Raw genomic sequence first — 21727 nt, forward strand, 5'->3', positions numbered from 1 at the left:
ATGTTGCTGGCAAGTCTGTTTGGCGTGGTGATGGGTTTGGTCCTCGGCCTGACCGGCGCGGGCGGCGGGATTCTCGCGGTGCCGGCGCTGGTGCTCGGGCTCGGCTGGACGATGACGCAAGCGGCGCCGGTGGCCTTGTTTGCGGTCGGCAGCGCGGCAGCGGTCGGGGCGATCGATGGTTTGCGCCATGGCCTGGTGCGTTACCGCGCGGCGCTGTTGATCGCCGCGTTGGGCGCAGTGTTTTCGCCGCTGGGGATCTACTTCGCGCATCAGTTGCCGGAAAAGATTCTGATGATTCTGTTCAGCCTACTGATGGTCCTGGTCGCCTGGCGAATGTTCAGAAAGGACCGTCAGCAAGCGGGGCCGAGCGATCACGGCCACGCCAGTTGGGGCCAGAAAAACTGCATGCTCAACGAGCAGACCGGGCGCTTCGACTGGACCGCCAAATGCACCGCCACTCTGGCTGCACTGGGCGCGATTACCGGCGTGGTTTCGGGTTTACTCGGCGTCGGCGGCGGCTTTCTGATCGTGCCGGCGTTCAAGCAACTGACCGATGTGCAGATGCGCGGCATCGTTGCGACGTCGTTGATGGTGATCAGTCTGATTTCCGCGATCGGGGTGATCGGCGCGTTTCATGCGGGTGTGCGCATTGACAGCCAGGGTGCGGCGTTCATTGTCGCCAGCATCGTTGGCATGATCGTCGGTCGCAGGCTGTGCGCGCAGGTGCCGGCGCGGGCGTTGCAGGTGGGGTTTGCCAGTGTCTGTCTGGTGGTCGCCGGGTACATGCTGGTGCGGGCGTGAAGATCAACAGATCGCAGCCTCGTTGCACTCGACAGCTCCTACAGGGGAATGCGATTCCTGCAGGAGCTGCGATCTTTTCAGCGGGTTACAACACCAGGTGCGGCAGCCACAGCGAAATCGCTGGAACGTAGGTCACCAGCAGCAACACCAGGAACAGCACGCCATAGAACGGCAGCAGCGCTTTTACGGTGCTTTCGATACTGACCTTGCCCACCGCCGAGCCGACGAAGAGCACGGCGCCTACCGGCGGTGTTATCAATCCGATCCCCAGGTTGACCAGCATGATCATGCCGAACTGCACCGGATCGACACCGATGCCCATGATCACGGGCATCAGGATCGGCGTGAGGATCAGGATCAGCGGCGCCATGTCCATCACCGTGCCCAACAGCAGCAACATCACGTTGATGCACATCAGGATCACGTAACGGTTGTCCGACAGGGTCAGGAACAGCGTGGTGATCTTCGCCGGGATCTGCATCAGGGTCATGATGTAGCCGAAGCTGGCGGCGAAACCGATCAGGATCATCACAATGGAGATGGTGCGCACCGTGCGGTGCATCAGCTTGGGCAGTTCGCTCCATTTGTAGTCGCGGTAGATGAACATGGTCACGAAGAATGACCACAGCACCGCGATGGCCGCCGATTCAGTGGCGGTGAAAATACCCGAGAGAATGCCGCCGAGGATGATCACCATCGCCATCATGCCCCACAGGGCTTCGCCGACGATCTTCAGCGCCTGGCGCATCGGAATCACTTCGCCCTTGGGGTAGTTGCGCTTTTTCGCGAAGATCAGGCACAGCACCATCAGGCAGGCGCTCATCAGCAGGCCCGGGACGATGCCGGCCATGAACAGCGAAGCGATCGACACCGTACCGCCAGCGGCCAGCGAGTAGAGCACCGAGTTATGGCTTGGCGGCGTCAGCAGGGCTTGCACCGAACCGCTGACGGTCACGGCGGTGGAGAAGTCCCGTGGATAGCCCTTGCGTTCCATTTCCGGGATCAGCACCGAGCCTACCGACGCGGTGTCGGCCACCGAAGAACCGGAGATCGCGCCGAAGAACGTCGAGGCAACGATGTTGACCAGCGACAGGCCACCGCGGACGAATCCCACCAGCACCCCGGCACACGCCACCAACCGCCGTGACATGCCGCCCTCGGCCATGATCGCACCGGCGAGGACGAAGAACGGAATGGCCAGCAGCGAGAATTTGTTCACCCCCGAGGCGACCTGGATCATCACCGCCTGGAACGGGATGTCGATCCACCATGCGCCGATCAGCGCAGCGGCGCCCAACGCGTAGGCGACCGGCATGCCGATCAGGATCAATACGATAAAACTGCCCAGCAGAATCAGAGCGTCCATTAAGCGGCACCTTCACTTTCTTCAACCAGGTCGAACTGCACGACCCGCCGTTTGCTCTGGTCACCGAGCAAGAGTTTTTCCAGAACAAAAATCAGCGTCAGCAGGCCGCCCACGGGGATCGGCAAATACGTTACGCCAACGCGCAGATCGGGCAGGGCGGCCATGAACTGGTTCCAGGTGGAGATGCACAGCTTGGTGCCCCAGATGGTCATGAAGATGCAGATTGCCGCCATCAGCAGTTGCGAAAAAATCGCTGCTGCGGATTTCAGCTGCGGTGGCATGCGGTCGGTGAGCATGGCCACGGCCATGTGCGCACCGGCGCGGTAACTGGCGGCGGCGCCGATGAAGGTGAACACCATCATCAGCAGGATCGCCGTCGGCTCTGGCCAGCTGGAGCCGGTGCCGAGCACGTAGCGGGCGAAGACGCCCCAGGGAATCATCAGGGAAATCGCCAGGACGGAAAGGCCGGCGACCCAGATGCACGTCATGTAGATCTTGTCGTTGATACGCAGCAGCAGATTCTTCATCGGGTTCCACCGTAACCGGGCGCGCCTGAACCGCTGGCGCGCCGGGCCTTTTTCATGAGTACGGAGCGGGAGGCGTTACTGAACGGCTTCGATCTTTTTGATCAGATCGGCATAAGGCGCGCCGTATTTCTCGCGAACCGAGGCGGTAGCTTCGTAGAAAGGTTTCTTGTCAACGGTGATGAACTCGACGCCAGCGGCCTTGAGTTTTTCTTCACTGGCAGCGGACTTCTTGTCCCACAGTACGCGCTCTTCAGCCTGGGCAGCCTTGGCGGCTTTTTTCACCAGTTGCTGTTGATCCGGAGTGAGTTTTTCCCAGGTGATTTTCGACATCACGATCGGCTCCGGCAGGATCAGGTGACCGGTCAGGCTGTAGAACTTGGCGTTCTGGAAGTGGTTGTGTTCGAGCAGGGTCGGCGGGTTGTTTTCCGCGCCGTCGATCACGCCGGTCTGCAGGGCGCTGAAGATTTCGCCGGTGTCCATGGCGATACCGTTGGCACCCATGGCGTTCATCATGTCGATGAACATCGGGTTGCCTTGCACGCGAATTTTCATGCCCTTGAGGTCTTCGAGCTTGCGCACCGGTTTTTTGGTGTAGATGTTGCGCGTACCGCCGTCCATCCACGCCAGGGCCACCAATTTGAATTCGGAGTTGGTGATCTTGTCGAGAATCTCATCGCCCACCGGGCCATCGATGACGTTACGCATGTGCTGCTGGTCGCGGAAAATGAACGGCATGTTGAACACGTTCACATCCGGCACCACGGGGCCGATGATACCCAGGCTGACCCGGGACATCTGTATCGCGCCGACTTGCATCTGCTCGATAACTTCCTTTTCCGAACCGAGTACACCGCCTGAGAAGTACTTGAAGGTCAGCTCGCCGTTGGTTTCCTTGGTCAGGGTCTTGCCCATGCTTTCTTCGGCTTCCACGGTGGGATAACCCTTGGGGTGGATGTCGGCGACTTTAAGTTCCAGTGCCTGAGCGCCACCAGCAAAGGTGAACATCAGCGGGAGTGCAGCGGCGAGCAAGGTGCGTTTGAAGTTCATGAGGGGTGAGTCTCCAGTCTTGTTATTTTTGTGTTCAAGGCGCAGCGGTGCAGCAGAGGGTCTAAAGCAAATCGTTGAATTGCGGTTCGGCGAGGCCCTTGACGCCTGGCTTCAGGGCGAACACGCCGCCGGCCAGGGATTGCGGGTCGTGGTCATCGCCGGGGCGAATCGAGGCGACAAACAAGGTGTCCAGGTTGCTGCCGCCGAAGGCACACATGGTCGGTTTCTTCACCGGTACTTCCAGTGAAAAATCCAGACGACCGTCCGGGGCGAAGCGGTGAATCAGGCCGGCGTCGTTGGCGCAGATCCAGTAGCAGCCTTCGGCATCCACGGCAGCGCCATCGGGGCGGCCGGGGAAATGATTCATGTCGACGAAGATTCGGCGATTCGATGGCGTGCCGGTCTCGGTGTCGTAATCGAAGGCCCAGATCAGTTGCACATTGGGGTGCGAATCCGACAGGTACATGGTCTTGCCGTCAGGGCTGAAAGCGAGGCCGTTGGGTACGATGAAGCCATCCAGTTGCGCTTCGATCACGCCAGTCTGCCCGGCGCCGTAGCGATAGAGCCGGCCTTCAGGCGCGTTCAGGCCCATATTCAGCACCATGCTGCCGGCCCAGAAACGCCCTTGGCGATCGCAGCGACCGTCGTTGAGGCGCATGTTCGCGCGGCTGTGCCCGACGGTGGCGAGCAATTCGCTGTCGAGGCTGCCGTCGCTGTGCGGGTGCAGGCGATAGAAACCGCTTTCCATGCCGGCAACCCAGCCGCCACTGCGGTGGCGGGTGATGCAGGCGAGCATTTGCGGGGCCTTCCACGAGGCAACATGGCCAGTGTCAGCGCTCCAGCGTTGCAGTCCGCCGTTGGGGATGTCGACCCAGTACAGGGCGTTTTCCTGCGGCACCCAGACCGGGCTTTCACCGACCGCGTTGCGGGCGTCGACGATCAATTCGGCTTGCATACTCATTCCCTTGGTTTTTATTGGAGGGGGATCAAGTCGAGCGATCAATCGCCAAACGGGCCTGCTGCGACGAAGGCGCCGCCCTGATAGATCCGCGCCGGATCATCGTCGGCTGGCATCGGCTGCGCTTCGACCTTGTCGCGGAAAACTTCCGAGGTGTCCTTGGCTTCGAAACCGAGGTGGCTGGCGTAGCGGTTGTCCCACCAGACGTCTTTGTTGGCGGACATGCCGTAGACCACGGTGTGGCCGACGTTTGGTGTGTACAGCGAGCGTTCGAGCAGTTGCGTGAGATCGTCGAAGCTCAGCCAGGTGTGCATCATCCGGCGGTTCTGCGGTTCGGGGAACGAGGAGCCGATGCGGATGCTGACGGTTTCGATACCGTAGCGATCGAAGTAGAAACTGGCCATGTCTTCGCCGTAGGACTTGGACAAGCCGTAGTAACCGTCGGGGCGGCGCGCCGAAGTGGCGTCGAGCTGTTGGTCCTGTTTGTAGAAACCGATGACGTGGTTGGAACTGGCGAAGATCACCCGCTTCACACCGTGCTTGCGCGCCGCTTCGTAAATGTGGAACACGCCGCAGATGTTGGCGCCGAGGATTTCTTCGAACGGCCGCTCAACCGAAACGCCGCCGAAATGCAGGATCGCATCGACGCCTTCGACCAGTTGATGCACGGCTTGCTTGTCGGCGAGATCGCAGAGCACGACTTCTTCGTGGTCATCGACGGCCGGGGCGAGGGCGGCGATGTCAGACAGGCGCAGCACGTTGGCGTAAGGGCGCAGGCGTTCGCGCAACACTTTGCCCAGGCCTCCGGCGGCACCGGTCAGCAGCAGGCGGTTGAAAGGAGCGCGGGGGGTAGAGGTAGACGTCATGGCAATCCCTGAACACATTGTTATTAGGTTTGTTGTAGGTTGTCGTATGACTGCGCTGAAGTATCGGTAGGGTTTCCGGATCTTGTCAACGCGACTTTTGGTGTAGATGACGGAAGGGGCGATTCATTTTCTCAACACCCTATACCTGACTTGCAATGCAATCCCCTTGTGGGAGCGAGCCTGCTCGCGAAGGCGTTGTGCCAGTCAGAACAAGTCGACTGGTCCGGCGCTTTCGCGAGCAGGCTCGCTCCCACAGGGCAAACCGCCAACCCTTACAACAACGAAATCGGATAGCTGATAAAAATCCGGTTCTCGTCAAATTCGTTGGTGCTGAAGTCCCGGCGAATGGTCGCGTTGCGCCATTTCACGTTGAGGTTCTTCAGCGGGCCGCTCTGCACGGTGTAGGCCAGTTCCGATTCGCGGCCCCATTCCTTGCCGTCGTTGGTGGTGGCGGTGTGTACGTTATCGCCGCTGATATAGCGGTTCATCAGGGTCAGGCCAGGCACGCCCAGCGCAACGAAGTTGTAGTCGTGACGCACCTGCCAGGAGCGCTCTTTGGCGTTGTCATAACTGGCGTTGTAACTGTCGTTGGCCAGGGTGCCGCCGCTGGTGCCGTTGACGCGCATCCAGGCATCGTCGCCGGTGAGTTTCTGCAGGCCGACGTAGAAGGTGTTGCCACCGTACTTGGCCGAGAGCAGGGCGAACGCGGTCTTGTTGTCGAGGTCGCCGGCCTGAGCGCTGCCGTCTTCCTTGCCGGTGAAGAAACCGAGGTTGGCGCCCAGCGTCCAGTCGCCCATCGGCTGGCTGTGGCTGAGGTTGAAATACTGCTGCTGATAGATGTCGGTGAGCTCGGCGTACCACACGCCGACCATGGTGCGTTTTTCGTTGAAGGTGTATTCGCCGCCGCCGAAGTTGAAACGATCGGAGGTGAACGCACCGCGGCCGTTCATCGACATGTCTTCCATGCTCGCGTCGTTGCGCGGGCTGTTGCCACGGAACTGGCCGCCGTACACGGTCAGGCCGTTGATTTCAGTGGACGTGATCTGGCCGCCGCGAAAGGTCTGCGGCAGGGAGCGGCCGTCGTCGGAGCGCAGGATCGGCAATACAGGCATCCATTCACCGACCTTCAATTCGGTTTTCGAGACTTTGGCTTTCAGCGCCACGCCGAGGCGGCCGAAATTGTCAGCCGGGCGCCCGTCATCATGGATCGGCAACAGTTGCGTGCCGCCAGTGCCTTTGCCGCCATCAAGCTTCTGCGAATACAGCCCGAGCACATCGAGGCCGAAGCCCACCGTGCCTTGGGTGAAGCCGGATTTGGCATCGAGAATGAAGCTCTGCGTCCACTCTTCAGCCTTGCCCTGCGGATAGGCCGGGTTGACGAAGTTGCGGTTGAAGTAGGCGTTGCGCAGGTTCAGCGTGGCTTTGCTGTCGTCGAGGAAGCCTTCGGCATCGGCGCTCATGGGCAAGGCCAGAGCGAGGCTGCTGCAACCGATCAGGCTGAGGGTCGAACGCGGCTTGAAATGGGCAAAACGTGAAGGGCGGACGGAATTGCGGGCGAGTGGGCTCACTGTGACGCTCCCTGGATCGTTTGTTGTTTTTATTATTTGTCATACGTCGTCGTACAACATCGATGCGGATATTTCCCAGATTTTCAGGGATTGTCAACTGGAAGTTATACGATGACCTCCCATGCGACGCCGAACCCATGTGGGAGCGAGCCTGCTCGCGAATGCGGACTTTCAATCAATGAAGTTGTCGACTGACACAGCGCTTTCGCGAGCAGGCTCGCTCCCACAGGGTTCCTTGGTGTCTGTCGAGTCGTGTATTGCCCGTGAAATTGCGGCAAACTTCCCTCACCCCCAGCACCAGGCCGATCCATGGATAAATACGCCCCGCGCAACTGGCAACCCCACGAAAAGCCCAGCCTGCCCGGTTCTCCGTCGACACCGCTGCACTCCACGCCCAAGCGCCTGGCGTACGCGGCGGTTGGCGTGCTGGTGGCGGTGACCGGTGGGTTGGGCAACTCGCTGGTGGTTGCCAACCTGCCTTACCTGCAAGGCTCGCTCGGCGCGACCACGGCGGAGATGGCCTGGCTGCCGGCGGCGTATGTGATGACCAACGTGTCGATGAACCTGCTGTTGGTGAAGTTTCGCCAGCAGTTCGGCTTGCGCGCGTTCACCGAAGTGTTTCTGGTGCTGTATGCGCTGGTGACCTTCGGCCATTTGTTCGTCAACGATCTCAACTCGGCAGTGGCGGTGCGAGCAGCGCACGGCATGGTCGGTGCGGCGCTGAGCTCGCTGGGTCTGTATTACATGGTGCAGGCGTTCCCGGCGAAGTGGCGGCTCAAAGCGTTGGTACTCGGCCTCGGCACGTCGCAACTGGCGTTACCGCTGGCGCGGCTGTTTTCCGAAGACCTGTTGCAGATCGCCGAATGGCGCGGTCTGTACCTGTTCGAATTGGGCATGGCCCTGCTGTCACTCGGCTGTGTGTTGCTGCTGAAGTTGCCGCCCGGTGACCGCTTCAAGACCTTCGAAAAACTCGACTTCCTGACCTTCGCCATCCTCGCCACCGGTGTGGCGTTGTTGTGCGCGGTGCTGTCGCTGGGGCGCATCGACTGGTGGCTGGAGGCGAACTGGATCGGCGTGGCGCTGGCCTGTTCGATCGCGCTGATCATTATGGGCCTGGCCATTGAGCACAATCGCAGCAACCCGATGTTGATGACACGTTGGCTGGGCAGCGGAACGATGATTCGCCTGGCGCTGGCGGTGACCCTGATTCGCATGGTCACCTCGGAGCAATCCACCGGCGCGGTCGGTTTCATGCAGAACCTCAACATGGGCTATGAGCAGTTGCACAGTCTGTATGTGGTGATGCTGATCGGCAGTATCGCCGGGCTTGCCACCAGCGCGTTGACCATCGACCCCAAACACTTGCTGATGCCGTTGATCATCTCGCTGGCGCTGATGGCCACCGGTTCGGTGATGGACAGTTTTTCCAACAACCTGACCCGCCCGCAAAATCTCTACTTCAGCCAGTTCCTGCTGGCATTCGGCAGTACGTTTTTTCTCGGCCCGACCATGGTCTTCGGCACGCGCAACGTGCTGACCAATCCGCGCAACCTGGTGAGTTTTTCCGTGCTGTTCGGGATCTGCAATAACCTCGGCGGACTGCTCGGCGCGGCGTTGCTCGGCACTTTTCAGATCGTGCGGGAGAAGTACCATTCCAGCCACATCGTCGATCATCTGGTGATGTCCGACCCGTTGGTGGCCGCGCGGGTGCAGAGCGGCGGCTCGGCGTTCGGCGGTTTGCTGGCGGACCCTAGCCTGCGCAATCTGGCCGGCATTCGCAGCCTCGCCAATGCGGCAACACGCGAAGCGAACGTGCTGGCCTATAACGATGTCTTCATGCTGATCGCGGTCATTGCCGTCCTGACCATGATCTGGCTTTCGATTCGCGCGTTGTGGCTGATGAGCACCACCAAAGCCATTGAACCGACACCTTCCGTACCACCCAGCGGTGCCACTTCTTCATGACCGAACCGACCACCACAACTACCAATGCCATCGCCGCCACGCCTGAAGGTGAGGCGCCGCCATCGTCACCCAATACCGCGCCGCGTTCGCTGCGGGTGCGGATCATTTCTTCGCTGGGCTTTGCCGCAATCGCCATCGTCGGTGTCCTGATCGTGCTGTATGCGTGGCAACTGCCGCCGTTCAGCAGTGCGGTCGAAACCACCGAAAACGCCTTGGTGCGCGGGCAGGTGACGATCATCGGCCCGCAGCTCAGCGGCTATGTGTTCGAGGTGCCGGTGCAGGACTTCCAGTACGTCAAGGCCGGGGATCTGCTGGTGCGTCTGGACGACCGCATTTATCAGCAACGCCTCGACCAGTCCCTGGCACAACTGGCAGTGCAGAAGGCCGGGCTGGCCAACGTCGTGCAGCAACGCAACAGCGCTGAAGCGACGATCAAATTGCGCCAGGCGGTGTTGGCCGACAGCCAGGCGCAGTTGCGCAAGAGCGAGGCCGATCTGCGGCGTAATCAGGAACTGGTGCGCGACGGCTCGGTGTCCAAACGCGAGTTCGACGTGACCCTTGCTGCCAACGCGCAGAGCACGGCTTCTGTGGCGCAGGCCAAGGCCAATCTGGAAATCGCCCGTCAGGATCTGCAAACGGTGATCGTCAATCGCGGCTCGCTGGAAGCCGCCGTGGCCAGTGCCGAAGCAGCGGTGCAACTGGCGCGCATCGATCTGTCGAACACGCGGATTGTCGCCCCGCGCGACGGCCAGCTCGGGCAGATCGGCGTGCGCTTGGGGGCCTACGTCAACTCCGGCGCGCAGTTGATGGCGCTGGTCCCGGACCAGAAATGGGTGATCGCCAACATGAAGGAAACCCAGATGGCCAACGTACGTGTCGGGCAACCGGTGCGCTTCACCGTCGACGCCTTGAACCACCGCAGATTCACCGGCCATGTGCAGCATATTTCGCCGGGCACCGGTTCGGAATTTGCCTTGCTGCAGGCCGACAACGCCACCGGCAACTTCGTCAAGATCGCCCAACGGGTGCCGGTGCGCATCACCATCGATCCCGATCAGCAGGAAGCAGAACGCTTGCGGCCGGGGATGTCAGTTGTTGTCAGCATCGACACCGCCGCCGGCGACACCCAACCCCACTGATCAATGCATAACCCTGTGGGAGCGAGCCTGCTCGCGAAAGCGTCGTATCAGTAACATTTCTTTATCTGACACACCGCTTTCGCGAGCAGGCTCGCTCCCACAGGATTAGTGCTCACGGGGCTCTATTCATTCGGGCGAGGGGGTGACCCGGCAACTTTTGCGGTTGCGAATCTGCTCGTCGCTGGGCCTCTCGCGGACGAATTCGAAGCGCGGTTCGCCTTCGCTGTAATGCACCAGCCAGCCCCATTCCAGTTCGCTTTCGTCCTGTCCGGGATGTGGTGGCCGGGCCCACCAGGGTTCTTTGCTGAGGATCTCGCGCATGGCAGCCTCCGGTTGATGGCAATCCCTGAACTATAGCTTCCTGTCGCGAGTCGTCAGAACAGGCTGTGTAGAATCGGCGCGATCATGACGAACAAGGGGGCATGGCAATGATTGATGGGGTGCGCAAGGATGAACCTGCAAAGCGGCTGTTCTTTGCCCTGGATTGCCCGCCGGCGCAGCGCAAGGCAATCGCCCAGTGGCGCGCGGAGCTGGGCCTGCGCAGCGGCAAACCGGTGCCGGCGGATAACTTTCATCTGACTCTGCTGTTTCTTGGAGCGGTGCCGCTGGCGCAGATTCATGGCGTCTGTGAAGCAGCGAGCAGTGTGCGTATTCCCGGCGAAACGTTGCGCATTGCGCTGGATCGTTTGCAGGTCTGGCATCGCGCCGGTGTGCTATCGCTGGCACCGGAACAGGCGCCGCCCGCGTTGTTGCGCCTGGTCTACGCGCTGGAACAGGCGATGCTGCCGTTCGGTTTTGACGAGCCCAACCACGAGTTCCGCCCGCACCTGACGCTGGCCCGCGAGTACCGCGCGCCGCAGCCGGAAGCGCGCACGCCGCCGGAGTTTTTCCTGCGCCCTGAACGCTTCGGCTTATTCGAATCGCACAAGGGCCGCTATCGAGTTGTGCAGGACTGGTCGCTGATCTGAACGGACAAAAAAAGGCGCCCGAAGGCGCCTGCAAATTCACCCGAGCCGAGGGAGCCGGGTGAGGCCGTTCAGAGCAGGGTGCAGCGGTGGTAAGGCGCTGCGTGAACGGAAATCTGGCAATGTCCGAATTCGATCGAAAACCTGTGGGAGCTGGCTTGCCAGCGATGGGGCCAGCGCGTCTAGCGTCATCGTTGTCTGACCCACCGCCATCGCTGGCAAGCCAGCTCCCACAGGGTTTATCAGTGTTGACTGGTGTTTTTATTTACCAAGCTTCACCCGCGTCCAGCCGCGCGTCATGATCCGCTGCGTGGCAATTGGCTGATCCGGCACTGCATACAACGTCGCCATCACCGCTTGCGACGGATACGAGCCCGGTTCGTTGCGGATCGCTTCGTCCACCAATGGCGTGGCCGCTGCGTTGGCGTTGCTGTAGCCGATGCTGTTGGTGACTTCGGCGATGATGTCCGGGCGCATCAGGAAATCCATGAACAGGTAGGCGTTGTCGACGTTCGCCGCATCACGGGGGATGGCGACCATGTCGTAGAAACTGCCGGCGCCTTCCTTGGGAATGCTGTAGTCGATCACCACGTTGTTGCCCGATTCCACCGCGCGGGCCTTGGCCTGCAGGACGTCGCCGGAGTAACCGACCGCCACGCAGATGTTGCCGTTAGCCAGATCGGAGATGTACTTCGAGGAATGGAAGTACGCCACGTAAGGGCGGATTTTCATGAACAGCGCTTCGGCTTCGGCGATGTGCGCCTTGTCCTTGTCGTTCACCGGATAGCCCAGGTAGTGCAGGGCGGCCGGGAGCATTTCGGTCGGCGAATCGAGGAAACTGATGCCACAGGCTTTGAGTTTTTCCGCGTTCTCCGGTTTGAACAGCAAGTCCCAGGAGTTGGTCGGGGCGTTGGCGCCGAGCACTTCCTTGACCTTCGCCGGGTTGAAACCGATGCCGATCGAGCCCCACATGTACGGAAAGGCATGGGCATTGTCCGGATCACTGGCGGCGGCGTTTTTCAGCAGCACCGGGTTAAGATTCTTCCAGTTCGGCAGCTTCGACTTGTCCAGCGGCTGGTAGACGCCGGCTTTGATCTGCTTGGCCAGAAAACTGTTCGACGGCACGACGATGTCATAGCCGGATTTGCCCGCGAGCAGGCGCGCTTCCAGAGTTTCGTTGCTGTCGAAGACGTCGTAGGTCACGCGAATGCCGGTCTCGTCTTCGAATTTCTTCACGGTGTCCGGCGCGATGTAATCGGACCAGTTGTAAACACGCAGCACCTTGTCGTTGGCCTGGGCGCCCATGACCATTGCGCCCATTAAGGACAGTGTCAGCAGAGTCCTGCCAAACATTTTCATCGGTACAACTCCCTTCTTCTTATTCAAAAACACAAAAGCTCGGTGCACTTGAACCTTGTGGCGAGGGGATTTATCCCCGCTCGGCTGCGTAGCAGTCGCAAAACCTGAATACGGAGTCTTCAGGTAGAACTGCAGGGGCCGCTTCGCAGCCCAACGGGGATAAATCCCCTCGCCACAGTTGTTCATCGGTGTTGCTCAGGCAGTCGCCGTTGCCGGTTGCTGCCACGACTCGTTCGCGGTCTGATCCATCGCTTCCTGAATCGCCCGTTTGCGGTTGGCCTCTGCCTTGCGGCCGAAATACCAGACGAGGAAAGTCACCAGCGATACCGCCAGTAGAATCAGGCTGGCCACGGCGTTGATCTCGGGTTTAACGCCCAGGCGCACCGCCGAGAACACTTCCATCGGCAGCGTCGTCGAGCCCGGGCCGGAAACGAAACTCGCCAGCACCAGATCGTCCAGCGACAAGGCAAACGACATCATTCCGCCGGCGGCCAGCGACGGCGCGATCATGGGAATGGTGATCAGGAAAAACACCTTGAATGGTTTGGCGCCGAGGTCCATCGCCGCTTCTTCGATCGACAGATCCAGCTCGCGAAGGCGCGCGGAGACTACCACCGCGACATAGGCTGCACAAAACGTGGTGTGGGCGATCCAGATGGTGACGATGCCGCGCTCCTGCGGCCAGCCGATCAGTTGCGCCATCGCCACGAACAGCAGCAACAGCGACAGACCGGTGATCACTTCCGGCATCACCAACGGCGCGGTCACCAGACCACCAAACAGCGTGCGGCCCTTGAAGCGCGTCACCCGCGTCAGCACGAACGCCGCCAGCGTCCCCAGTGCCACAGCGGCAATCGCGGTGTAGCAGGCGATCTCCAGCGAGCGCAGCACCGAGCCCATCAGTTGCGTGTTGTCGAGCAGGCCGACATACCACTTCACTGACCAGCCACCCCACACCGTCACCAGCTTCGAGGCGTTGAACGAGTAGATCACCAGAATCAGCATCGGCAGATAAATGAACATCAAGCCGAAGATCAGCATGAACTTGGAAAAGTTGAAGCGTTTCATCCCCGTGCCTCCATCTCTTTGGCCTGGCTGCGGTTGAACAGCAGAATCGGCACAATCAGGATCAACAGCATCACCACCGCCAGCGCGGAAGCCACCGGCCAGTCGCGGTTATTGAAGAACTCCTGCCACAGCACGCGACCGATCATCAGCGTCTCCGGGCCACCCAGCAGTTCCGGAATCACGAACTCGCCGACTACCGGAATGAACACCAGCATGCAGCCGGCAATGATGCCGTTCTTGGCCAGCGGCACGGTGATCTTCCAGAAGTTGTTGAAGTTACTCGAACCCAGATCCTGCGCGGCTTCCAGCAGGCTGTTGTCGTGCTTGACGAGGTTGGCGTAGAGCGGCAGCACCATGAACGGCAGATACGCGTAAACCACACCGATATAGACGGCAGTGTTGGTGTTGAGGATTTCGATCGGGTGGTCGGTGAGCCCGGTCCACATCAGAAACCCGTTGAGCAACCCGTTGTTGCTGAGGATGCCCATCCACGCATACACGCGGATCAGGATCGCCGTCCAGGTCGGCATCATGATCAACAGCAGCAGGACATTTTGCGTTTCCTTGCCGGTCTTGGTGATCGCGTAAGCCATCGGGAAACCGATCACCAGGCACATCAGCGTGCTCAGTGCCGCGACCTTCAGCGAGCCGAGGTACGCCGACAGGTACAGCTCGTCTTCGCCGAGCAGGGTGTAGTTGCCGATGTTCAGCAGCAGCTGGAATTTCTGTTCGGCGAAGGTGTAGATCTCCGAGTACGGCGGGATCGACAGCGCGGCTTCCGAGAAGCTGATCTTCATCACCAGAAAGAACGGCAGCATGAAGAACAGGAACAGCCAGATGAACGGAATGCCGATCACCAGTTTTCGTCCGCTGGGCACCAGGCGCAAGAATTGCTGATTGAAAGTTCTCATGAGCGCAGCACCACGCCGCTGTCGTCTTCCCACCAGACGTAGACTTTGTCGTCCCAGGTCGGCCGCGCGCCACGCCGCTCGGCATTGGCCATGAACGACTGGACGATCTTGCCGCCGGGCAGCTCGACGTAGAACACCGAGTGGCCGCCGAGGTAGGCGATGTCATGCACCTTGCCTTCGGACCAGTTGTAGCGGAACTCCGGCTGGGTGGTGCTGACGAGCATTTTCTCCGGGCGGATGGCGTAGGTGATCGACTTGTCCTGCACCGAGGTGCTGACGCCGTGACCGACATAGATCTTCTGCTGCAAGTCGGGGCTGTGAATGATCGCGTGGCCTTCCAGATCTTCCACCACAGTGCCGTCGAAGGCGTTCACGTTGCCGATGAATTCGCAGACCATGCGGCTGACCGGCGCTTCATAAATGTCCACCGGGCTGCCGATCTGCGCGATCCAGCCCAGGTGCATGATCGCTATGCGCTGGGCCATGGTCATGGCTTCTTCCTGGTCGTGGGTGACCATGACGCAGGTCACGCCGACGCGCTCGATGATCTCCACCAGCTCCAGTTGCATCTGCGAACGCAGCTTTTTATCCAGCGCACCCATCGGCTCGTCGAGCAGCAACAGTTTCGGCCGTTTGGCCAACGAGCGGGCGAGGGCGACGCGCTGCCGCTGGCCGCCGGACAACTGGTGCGGGCGGCGCTTGGCGTATTGGGTCATGTGCACAAGGCGCAGCATTTCTTCGACGCGAGCATCGATTTCGCTGGCAGGCAAACGGTCCTGTTTGAGGCCGAAGGCGATGTTCTGTGCCACGGTCATGTGCGGGAACAGCGCGTAGGACTGGAACATCATGTTGATCGGCCGCTCGTAAGGCGGCATGTCGGTGATGTCCACGCCATCGAGCAGAATCCGCCCCTCGGTCGGCCGCTCGAAACCGGCGAGCATGCGCAGCAGAGTCGATTTGCCCGAACCGGAACCGCCCAGCAGCGCGAAAATCTCGCCCTGATGGATCTCCAGGGACACATCGTCCACGGCCACGGTTTCGTCGAACTTCTTGGTGACACGATCGACTTTCACCAGCACCTTTTTCGGTTGCTGCTGACCCTCGAGTGCCTTGCGGTAAGTGCTGGAGGCGTTTGCCATGTGAAACTCCCAACAGGTGTCGTGTGCCTGGCCAATGTGGCCGGGCTTAAGTGGATTGCGGAGCGGTCCGGAATGCCTGTCAGCTGGCGCAGAACCTGTGGGAGCGAGCCTGCTCGCGAATACGGAGTGTCAGTCGACATCATCGTTTGCTGATACACCGCTTTCGCGAGCAGGCTCGCTCCCACAGGGGATATGCGTTGACCTGAGTGGCCTTTGTCCGTACCGATCCGGCTTGTTCGGCGCCGCCGTCCTGGCTGCCTGGGTCGTACTTGTTGTTATTACGGGTGTCGCTGTTCACGAATGACGGATGTGCGCAGGCACACCCGACGTCCGTGGGGGCAGTAAATCGTTATGGATTCTTGGGTTGAGTCAGCGTTGGTTGCGCTTCGCCGCCCGTTGCCGGCACGCTGCGCCGAACGTCTGGAAAATCTTCAGGTAGTTCGGGTTGTCCAGCACTTGCCATTCCGGGTGCCATTGCACGCCGAGGGCGAAGGTCGGGCTGTGCTCGACCGAGATCGCCTCGATCAAACCGTCCGGCGCCACGGCTTCAGCACGCAGGCCGGGAGCGAGGCGGTCGATGCCTTGGCTGTGAATCGAATTGACCTGAAATTTGTCGGGCAGCCCCAACGCTTCGAACACGCCGCCAGCGATCACGCTGACCGCATGGGCCGGTGCATATTGCACGGCGACATCCGGGCTGTCGGCTTCGCGGTGGTCGAGCATGCCGGGCAGCTCATGCACCTTTTGATGAAGGCTGCCGCCGAACGCCACATTCATCTCCTGGAAACCACGGCAGATGCCGAGCACCGGAACGCCCGCCGCGATGGCTGCACGCAATAAAGGAAGGGTGGTGGCGTCGCGGGCCGGATCGTGATCCGTGCCGGGGGCGCTGGCCGGGCCTTGATAGTGGAAGGGCTCCACGTTCGAGGGCGAGCCGGTAAGCAAAAAACCGTCGAGTTGACCGAGCAGGTCTTCGATTTCAGTCAAGTTGCCGAGGGAAGGAATGACCACTGGCAACCCTTCAGCGCCAACGCTGACAGCACGTACGTACTTGTCGCCGCTGATGTGATAGGGGTGCAGGCCAATCTGTTTGACGCACGCAGTAACGCCGATCAATGGCTTGAATGCCATTTTTATTCACCTCGAAGTCTGTCACTTGAACGAGCTTTTCCGGAGCTTAGCCTCGTTGATTTTAATTAACAACTGTCATGTAAAAAATTCTAAACGCCGTTCATCAAATCGCTTAGGTTTACCGTGGTTTTCCGGCGGATATGGCTCGAGAGTGTTAAGAAAAGCCCGAAAAATAAAGGCTGCAGGGCAGGGTGTTCGCTATTGACTTCACTTTGCCTTTCGGATTGACTGGCTGCGCAACACGGTGGTGAACATAATAATTAACAGCTAAATAGGTGCATCATGTCGGTCCCTCTGCGTACCGTTCAACTCAACGAAGCCAACGCATTCCTTAAGAAATATCCTGAGGTTTTGTACGTCGACCTTCTGATTGCGGATATGAACGGTGTGGTGCGCGGCAAGCGCATCGAACGCACCAGTCTTCATAAGGTGTACGAAAAAGGCATCAACCTGCCGGCGTCGCTCTTTGCGCTGGACATCAACGGCTCGACGGTGGAAAGCACCGGTCTGGGCCTGGATATCGGCGATGCCGATCGCATCTGCTACCCGATCCCCGGCACCCTGAGCATCGAGCCGTGGCAAAAACGCCCGACCGCTCAACTGCTGATGACCATGCACGAGATCGAAGGTCAGCCGTTCTTCGCCGACCCGCGTGAAGTACTGGCCAACGTTGTGCGCAAATTCGACGACCTCGGCCTGACCATCTGCGCGGCGTTCGAACTCGAGTTCTACCTGATCGACCAGGACAACGTGAATGGCCGTCCGCAATCGCCACGTTCACCGGTATCCGGTAAGCGTCCGGTGTCGACCCAGGTTTACCTGATCGACGATCTCGACGAATACGTCGATTGCCTGCAAGACATCCTTGAAGGCGCGAAAGAGCAGGGCATCCCGGCGGATGCCATCGTCAAGGAAAGCGCCCCGGCGCAGTTCGAAGTCAACCTGCATCACGTCTCCGACCCGATCAAGGCCTGTGATTACGCGGTCCTGCTCAAGCGTCTGGTGAAGAACATCGCCTACGACCATGAGATGGATACGACTTTCATGGCCAAGCCGTATCCGGGCCAGGCCGGCAATGGTTTGCACGTGCACATTTCGATTCTGGACAAAGAAGGCAACAACATCTTCGCCAGCGAGGATCCCGAGCAGAACGCCGCACTGCGTCACGCGATCGGCGGTGTGCTCGAGACCCTGCCGGCGCAAATGGCGTTCCTCTGCCCGAACGTCAACTCGTATCGCCGTTTCGGCGCACAGTTCTATGTGCCGAACTCGCCGAGCTGGGGCATCGACAACCGCACCGTGGCCGTACGCGTGCCGACCGGTTCAGCGGATGCCGTGCGCATCGAACACCGCGTCGCCGGTGCCGATGCCAACCCGTACCTGCTGATGGCGTCGGTGCTGGCCGGTATTCACCACGGCCTGACCAACCAGATCGAGCCCGGCGCGCCGGTCGAAGGCAACAGCTACGAGCAGAACGAGCAGAGCCTGCCGAACAACCTGCGCGACGCCTTGCGCGAGCTCGACGACAGCGAAGTCATGGCGCGCTACATCGACCCGATGTACATCGACGTGTTCGTTGCGTGCAAGGAAAGCGAGCTGGCCGAGTTCGAGAACTCGATCTCTGACCTTGAGTACAACTGGTATCTGCATACGGTCTGAAGATCAAAAGCCCCTCACCCTAACCCTCTCCCGGAGGGGAGAGGGGACTGACCGCGTCGTCTGGAGATATCCGGCGACCTGAACGATCCAGTCGATGATGGATTCGGCAAAGATTTTTCAGGTCGGCGCAGTTACCAGACATCCCCCGATCGGTCCCCTCTCCCTCTGGGAGAGGGCTAGGGTGAGGGCAGCGATTCCCGGCCAGACAAAGCAACCAGACCAACCCCCAAATTCCCCCTTGTCGAGCTCAAAACAATGACCACAACCCGCAACGACTGGGAACAACGCTTCCAGTTCCTGTCCATCGAATCCCGCGCCTTCATCAACGGCGAATACCGCCCGGCGATCAGCGGCGACACTTTCGAATGTCTGAGCCCGGTCGACGGCCGCTTTCTTGCTGCCGTCGCCAGCACCGATGAAGCCGACGCCAACCTGGCCGTCGAAGCCGCGCGCCAGTCCTTCAACTCCGGCATCTGGGCGAAAAAAGCCCCGGCCGAGCGCAAGCGCGTCCTGATCCGCTTCGCCGATCTGATCCTGCAGCACCAGGAAGAACTGGCACTGCTGGAAACCCTCGACATGGGCAAGCCGATCAGCGATTCGATGAGCATCGACATCCCGGCGACCGCCAACGCGATCCGCTGGAGCGCCGAGGCCATCGACAAGATCTACGACGAAGTCGCCGCCACGCCCCACGACCAACTCGGCCTCGTTACCCGCGAGCCCTCCGGTGTGGTCGCGGCAATCGTGCCGTGGAATTTCCCGCTGATCATGGCCAGCTGGAAGTTCGCCCCGGCGCTGGCGGCGGGTAACTCGTTCATCCTCAAACCTTCGGAGAAATCACCGCTGACCGCCATCCGCATCGCGCAACTGGCGCTGGAGGCGGGCATTCCAAAGGGCGTGTTCAACGTGCTGCCGGGCTACGGCCACACCGTCGGCAAGGCACTGGCGTTGCACATGGACGTCGACGTGCTGGCCTTCACCGGCTCCACGGCGATCGCCAAGCAACTGATGATCTACGCGGGCCAAAGCAACATGAAACGCGTCTGGCTTGAGGCCGGCGGCAAAAGCCCGAACGTGGTGTTCGCCGACGCACCGGACCTGCGCGCGGCAGCCCAAGCGGCGGCCAGTGCCATCGCCTTCAATCAGGGCGAAGTCTGCACTGCCGGCTCGCGTCTGCTGATCGAGCGCTCGATTCGCGAGCAGTTCATTCCGCTGCTGGTGGAAGCGCTGCAAGCGTGGAAACCGGGGCACGCACTGGATCCGGCGACCACCGTCGGCGCCGTGGTCGACCAGCGTCAGCTCGATAACGTGCTGCGCTACATCAGCATCGGCCGCGAGCAGGGCGCCGAGTTGATAGCCGGCGGTCAACGCACCCTCGAAGAAACCGGCGGCCTCTACGTGCAGCCAGCGATTTTCGACGGCGTGACCAATGCGATGACCATCGCTCAGGAAGAAATCTTCGGCCCGGTGCTGTCGCTGATCACCTTCGACACTGCCGAAGAAGCCCTGCAGATCGCCAACGACAGCATCTTCGGCCTCGCCGCCGGGGTGTGGACCAGCAACCTGAGCAAGGCACACACCTTCGCCCGCGGCCTGCGCGCCGGCAGTGTCTGGGTCAACCAGTACGACGGTGGCGACATGACCGCGCCATTCGGTGGCTTCAAGCAATCGGGCAACGGCCGCGACAAATCGCTGCACGCGTTCGACAAGTACACCGAACTGAAAGCGACCTGGATCAAGCTCTGACTCTTATACAGCGGCGGCCGCTCCTGGTTGGCGGCCTTCGGAGAAACCTATGAAACAGCAACACGTAAACAGCTACTACGCCGCCACCCGCAACGAAGTCATCGACTTCCCGATTCTCGAAGAAGCGCTGGACTGCGACGTCTGCATCATCGGCGCCGGCTACACAGGCCTGTCCTCGGCACTGTTCCTCAGCGAAGCCGGCTACAAAGTCACGGTGCTGGAAGCGGCGAAAGTCGGTTACGGCGCCAGCGGGCGCAACGGCGGGCAACTGGTCAATTCCTATAGCCGCGACGTCGACGTGATCGAAGAGCGCTACGGCGACAAGACTGCAGAAATCCTCGGCAGCATGATCTTTGAAGGCGCCGATATCATTCGTTCGCGCATCAAGGATTACGACATCAAGTGCGACTATCGCCCGGGCGGCATCTTCGCGGCGATGAACAAGAAACAACTCAATGGCCTGGCAGAGCAGAAGCGCAACTGGGAACGCTACGGCAACCGCAATCTGAAGATGCTCGATGCAGCGGATATTCGTCGCGAAGTCGGCTCCGACGCCTACGTTGGCGGCTTGCTGGACATGCAGGGTGGCCACGTTCATCCGTTGAATCTGGCGCTAGGAGAGGCCGCTGCCATCGTGCGTTTGGGCGGCAAGATCTACGAACAGTCGGCGGCGGTGGAAATCACCTACGGCGAGCCGATCAGCGTGCGCACCGCCAAAGGTCTGGTCCGCGCCAAATATTTGCTGATTGCCGGCAACGCTTATCTGCCGCAAGGCCTCGACAATCGCGTCACCGCGAAAAGCATGCCGTGTGGTTCGCAGATCGTCGTCACCGAACCGCTGACCGAGCAGCAGGCGCGCAGCCTGATCACCAATAATTACTGCGTCGAGGACTGCAACTATCTGCTGGATTACTACCGCCTCACCGCTGACAACCGCCTGCTTTACGGTGGTGGCGTGGTGTATGGCGCGCGGGAGCCGGACGATATCGAGCAGCTGATCCGGCCGAAGATCCTCAAGACCTTTCCGCAGCTCAAGGACGTGAAGATCGACTACCGCTGGACCGGCAACTTCCTGCTGACCATGTCGCGCATGCCGCAATTCGGCCGCATCGAAAAGAACGCCTACTACATGCAGGGCTACAGCGGCCACGGCGTCACCTGCTCGCACCTAGCCGGCAAACTGATCTCGGAAATGATCCGCGGCGACGCCGAACGCTTCAACGCCTTCGCCTCACTGCCGCACATGCCAATGCTCGGCGGCCGCACCTTCTCCGCACCGCTTACCGCTCTGGGCGCGGTCTACTACTCCCTGCGCGACCGCTTCGGCGTCTGACTTACCTCCCGGCGGCGGTCCGAAAGACCTCGCCGGTTTTTCACTTATGCAAAACCACTGATGTCCACTGTGGGAGCGAGCCTGCTCGCGAAGAGGCCATATCAGGCGACATCGATTCGCCAGACACTACGCTTTCGCGAGCAGGCTCGCTCCCACAGTGGCTGTATTGCCAAGGCCAA

Annotated in this window: 19 protein-coding genes; 7 read left to right on the forward strand and 12 right to left on the reverse strand. The window is 60.5% G+C overall.

Going from position 1 to position 21727, the window contains the following annotated elements:
* Positions 1–801 (forward strand): sulfite exporter TauE/SafE family protein, encoded by an 801-nt coding sequence (locus AB4N48_RS08240; protein ID WP_150634990.1) that lies wholly within the window; start codon positions 1–3, stop codon positions 799–801.
* 85 nt (positions 802–886) lie between these two features.
* Here AB4N48_RS08240 and AB4N48_RS08245 read toward each other — a convergent pair whose 3' ends face one another.
* From AB4N48_RS08245 to AB4N48_RS08270, 6 genes are all read right to left on the reverse strand, one after another.
* On the reverse strand, positions 887–2167 hold the full coding sequence (locus AB4N48_RS08245; protein WP_016775191.1) for a TRAP transporter large permease: 1281 nt from the start codon (positions 2165–2167) through the stop codon (positions 887–889).
* Positions 2167–2694 (reverse strand): TRAP transporter small permease, encoded by a 528-nt coding sequence (locus AB4N48_RS08250; protein ID WP_056789065.1) that lies wholly within the window; start codon positions 2692–2694, stop codon positions 2167–2169. Before AB4N48_RS08250 ends, AB4N48_RS08245 begins: the two co-directional genes overlap by 1 nt.
* Positions 2695–2769: 75 nt before the next feature.
* A complete protein-coding gene (locus AB4N48_RS08255; protein WP_460095137.1) occupies positions 2770–3741 on the reverse strand; it encodes a TRAP transporter substrate-binding protein in 972 nt (323 codons plus the stop codon).
* Between the two features lie 61 nt (positions 3742–3802).
* On the reverse strand, positions 3803–4696 hold the full coding sequence (locus AB4N48_RS08260) for an SMP-30/gluconolactonase/LRE family protein (protein WP_460095139.1): 894 nt from the start codon (positions 4694–4696) through the stop codon (positions 3803–3805).
* A 44-nt stretch (positions 4697–4740) separates the two neighbouring features.
* Positions 4741–5565: an NAD-dependent epimerase/dehydratase family protein gene (locus tag AB4N48_RS08265; RefSeq protein WP_016775186.1), complete on the reverse strand. Its 825-nt coding sequence runs from the start codon at positions 5563–5565 to the stop codon at positions 4741–4743.
* 272 nt (positions 5566–5837) lie between these two features.
* Positions 5838–7133, reverse strand: a complete 1296-nt coding sequence (locus AB4N48_RS08270; protein ID WP_130899229.1) for an OprD family porin — start codon at positions 7131–7133, stop codon at positions 5838–5840.
* 309 nt (positions 7134–7442) lie between these two features.
* On the opposite strand from AB4N48_RS08270, the gene AB4N48_RS08275 reads away from it, so the two are divergent.
* Positions 7443–9098 (forward strand): MFS transporter, encoded by a 1656-nt coding sequence (locus AB4N48_RS08275; protein WP_256809194.1) that lies wholly within the window; start codon positions 7443–7445, stop codon positions 9096–9098.
* Complete coding sequence (locus AB4N48_RS08280) at positions 9095–10237, forward strand: HlyD family secretion protein (RefSeq protein WP_041480937.1); 1143 nt, start codon at positions 9095–9097, stop codon at positions 10235–10237. The genes AB4N48_RS08275 and AB4N48_RS08280 overlap by 4 nt, the downstream gene beginning before the upstream one ends.
* A 126-nt stretch (positions 10238–10363) precedes the next feature.
* On the opposite strand, the gene AB4N48_RS08285 is transcribed toward AB4N48_RS08280, so the two are convergent.
* Positions 10364–10558 (reverse strand): hypothetical protein, encoded by a 195-nt coding sequence (locus tag AB4N48_RS08285; protein WP_024013337.1) that lies wholly within the window; start codon positions 10556–10558, stop codon positions 10364–10366.
* 107 nt (positions 10559–10665) lie between these two features.
* On the opposite strand from AB4N48_RS08285, the gene thpR reads away from it, so the two are divergent.
* Complete coding sequence (thpR, locus tag AB4N48_RS08290) at positions 10666–11205, forward strand: RNA 2',3'-cyclic phosphodiesterase (RefSeq protein ID WP_460095549.1); 540 nt, start codon at positions 10666–10668, stop codon at positions 11203–11205.
* 258 nt (positions 11206–11463) lie between these two features.
* Here thpR and AB4N48_RS08295 read toward each other — a convergent pair whose 3' ends face one another.
* The 5 genes from AB4N48_RS08295 to AB4N48_RS08315 form a co-directional block, all read right to left on the reverse strand.
* A complete protein-coding gene (locus tag AB4N48_RS08295) occupies positions 11464–12561 on the reverse strand; it encodes a polyamine ABC transporter substrate-binding protein (protein ID WP_095182000.1) in 1098 nt (365 codons plus the stop codon).
* 195 nt (positions 12562–12756) lie between these two features.
* Positions 12757–13629 carry an ABC transporter permease subunit gene (locus tag AB4N48_RS08300; RefSeq protein ID WP_056789082.1) on the reverse strand — a complete coding sequence of 291 codons (873 nt, stop codon included), beginning with the start codon at positions 13627–13629 and terminating at the stop codon, positions 12757–12759.
* On the reverse strand, positions 13626–14540 hold the full coding sequence (locus AB4N48_RS08305; RefSeq protein ID WP_024013334.1) for an ABC transporter permease subunit: 915 nt from the start codon (positions 14538–14540) through the stop codon (positions 13626–13628). The genes AB4N48_RS08300 and AB4N48_RS08305 overlap by 4 nt, the downstream gene beginning before the upstream one ends.
* Positions 14537–15679: a polyamine ABC transporter ATP-binding protein gene (gene potA, locus AB4N48_RS08310; RefSeq protein ID WP_024013333.1), complete on the reverse strand. Its 1143-nt coding sequence runs from the start codon at positions 15677–15679 to the stop codon at positions 14537–14539. Before potA ends, AB4N48_RS08305 begins: the two co-directional genes overlap by 4 nt.
* Before the next feature lie 369 nt (positions 15680–16048).
* Positions 16049–16810, reverse strand: a complete 762-nt coding sequence (locus AB4N48_RS08315) for a gamma-glutamyl-gamma-aminobutyrate hydrolase family protein (protein ID WP_375122346.1) — start codon at positions 16808–16810, stop codon at positions 16049–16051.
* A gap of 282 nt (positions 16811–17092) precedes the next feature.
* On the opposite strand from AB4N48_RS08315, the gene AB4N48_RS08320 reads away from it, so the two are divergent.
* The 3 genes from AB4N48_RS08320 to AB4N48_RS08330 all read left to right on the forward strand — a co-directional run bounded on the left by AB4N48_RS08320 (position 17093) and on the right by AB4N48_RS08330 (position 21548).
* Positions 17093–18469, forward strand: coding sequence for a glutamine synthetase family protein (locus AB4N48_RS08320; RefSeq protein ID WP_007918694.1), 1377 nt, complete (start codon positions 17093–17095; stop codon positions 18467–18469).
* 255 nt (positions 18470–18724) lie between these two features.
* Positions 18725–20215: an aldehyde dehydrogenase gene (locus AB4N48_RS08325; RefSeq protein ID WP_460095140.1), complete on the forward strand. Its 1491-nt coding sequence runs from the start codon at positions 18725–18727 to the stop codon at positions 20213–20215.
* Positions 20216–20264: 49 nt separating this feature from the next.
* The gene (locus AB4N48_RS08330; RefSeq protein ID WP_041480928.1) at positions 20265–21548 is read left to right on the forward strand and encodes an NAD(P)/FAD-dependent oxidoreductase; all 1284 of its coding nucleotides are present in this window, start codon (positions 20265–20267) and stop codon (positions 21546–21548) included.
* Positions 21549–21727: the final 179 nt, after the last annotated feature.

The organism is Pseudomonas sp. S2_C11 (genome assembly GCF_054668395.1).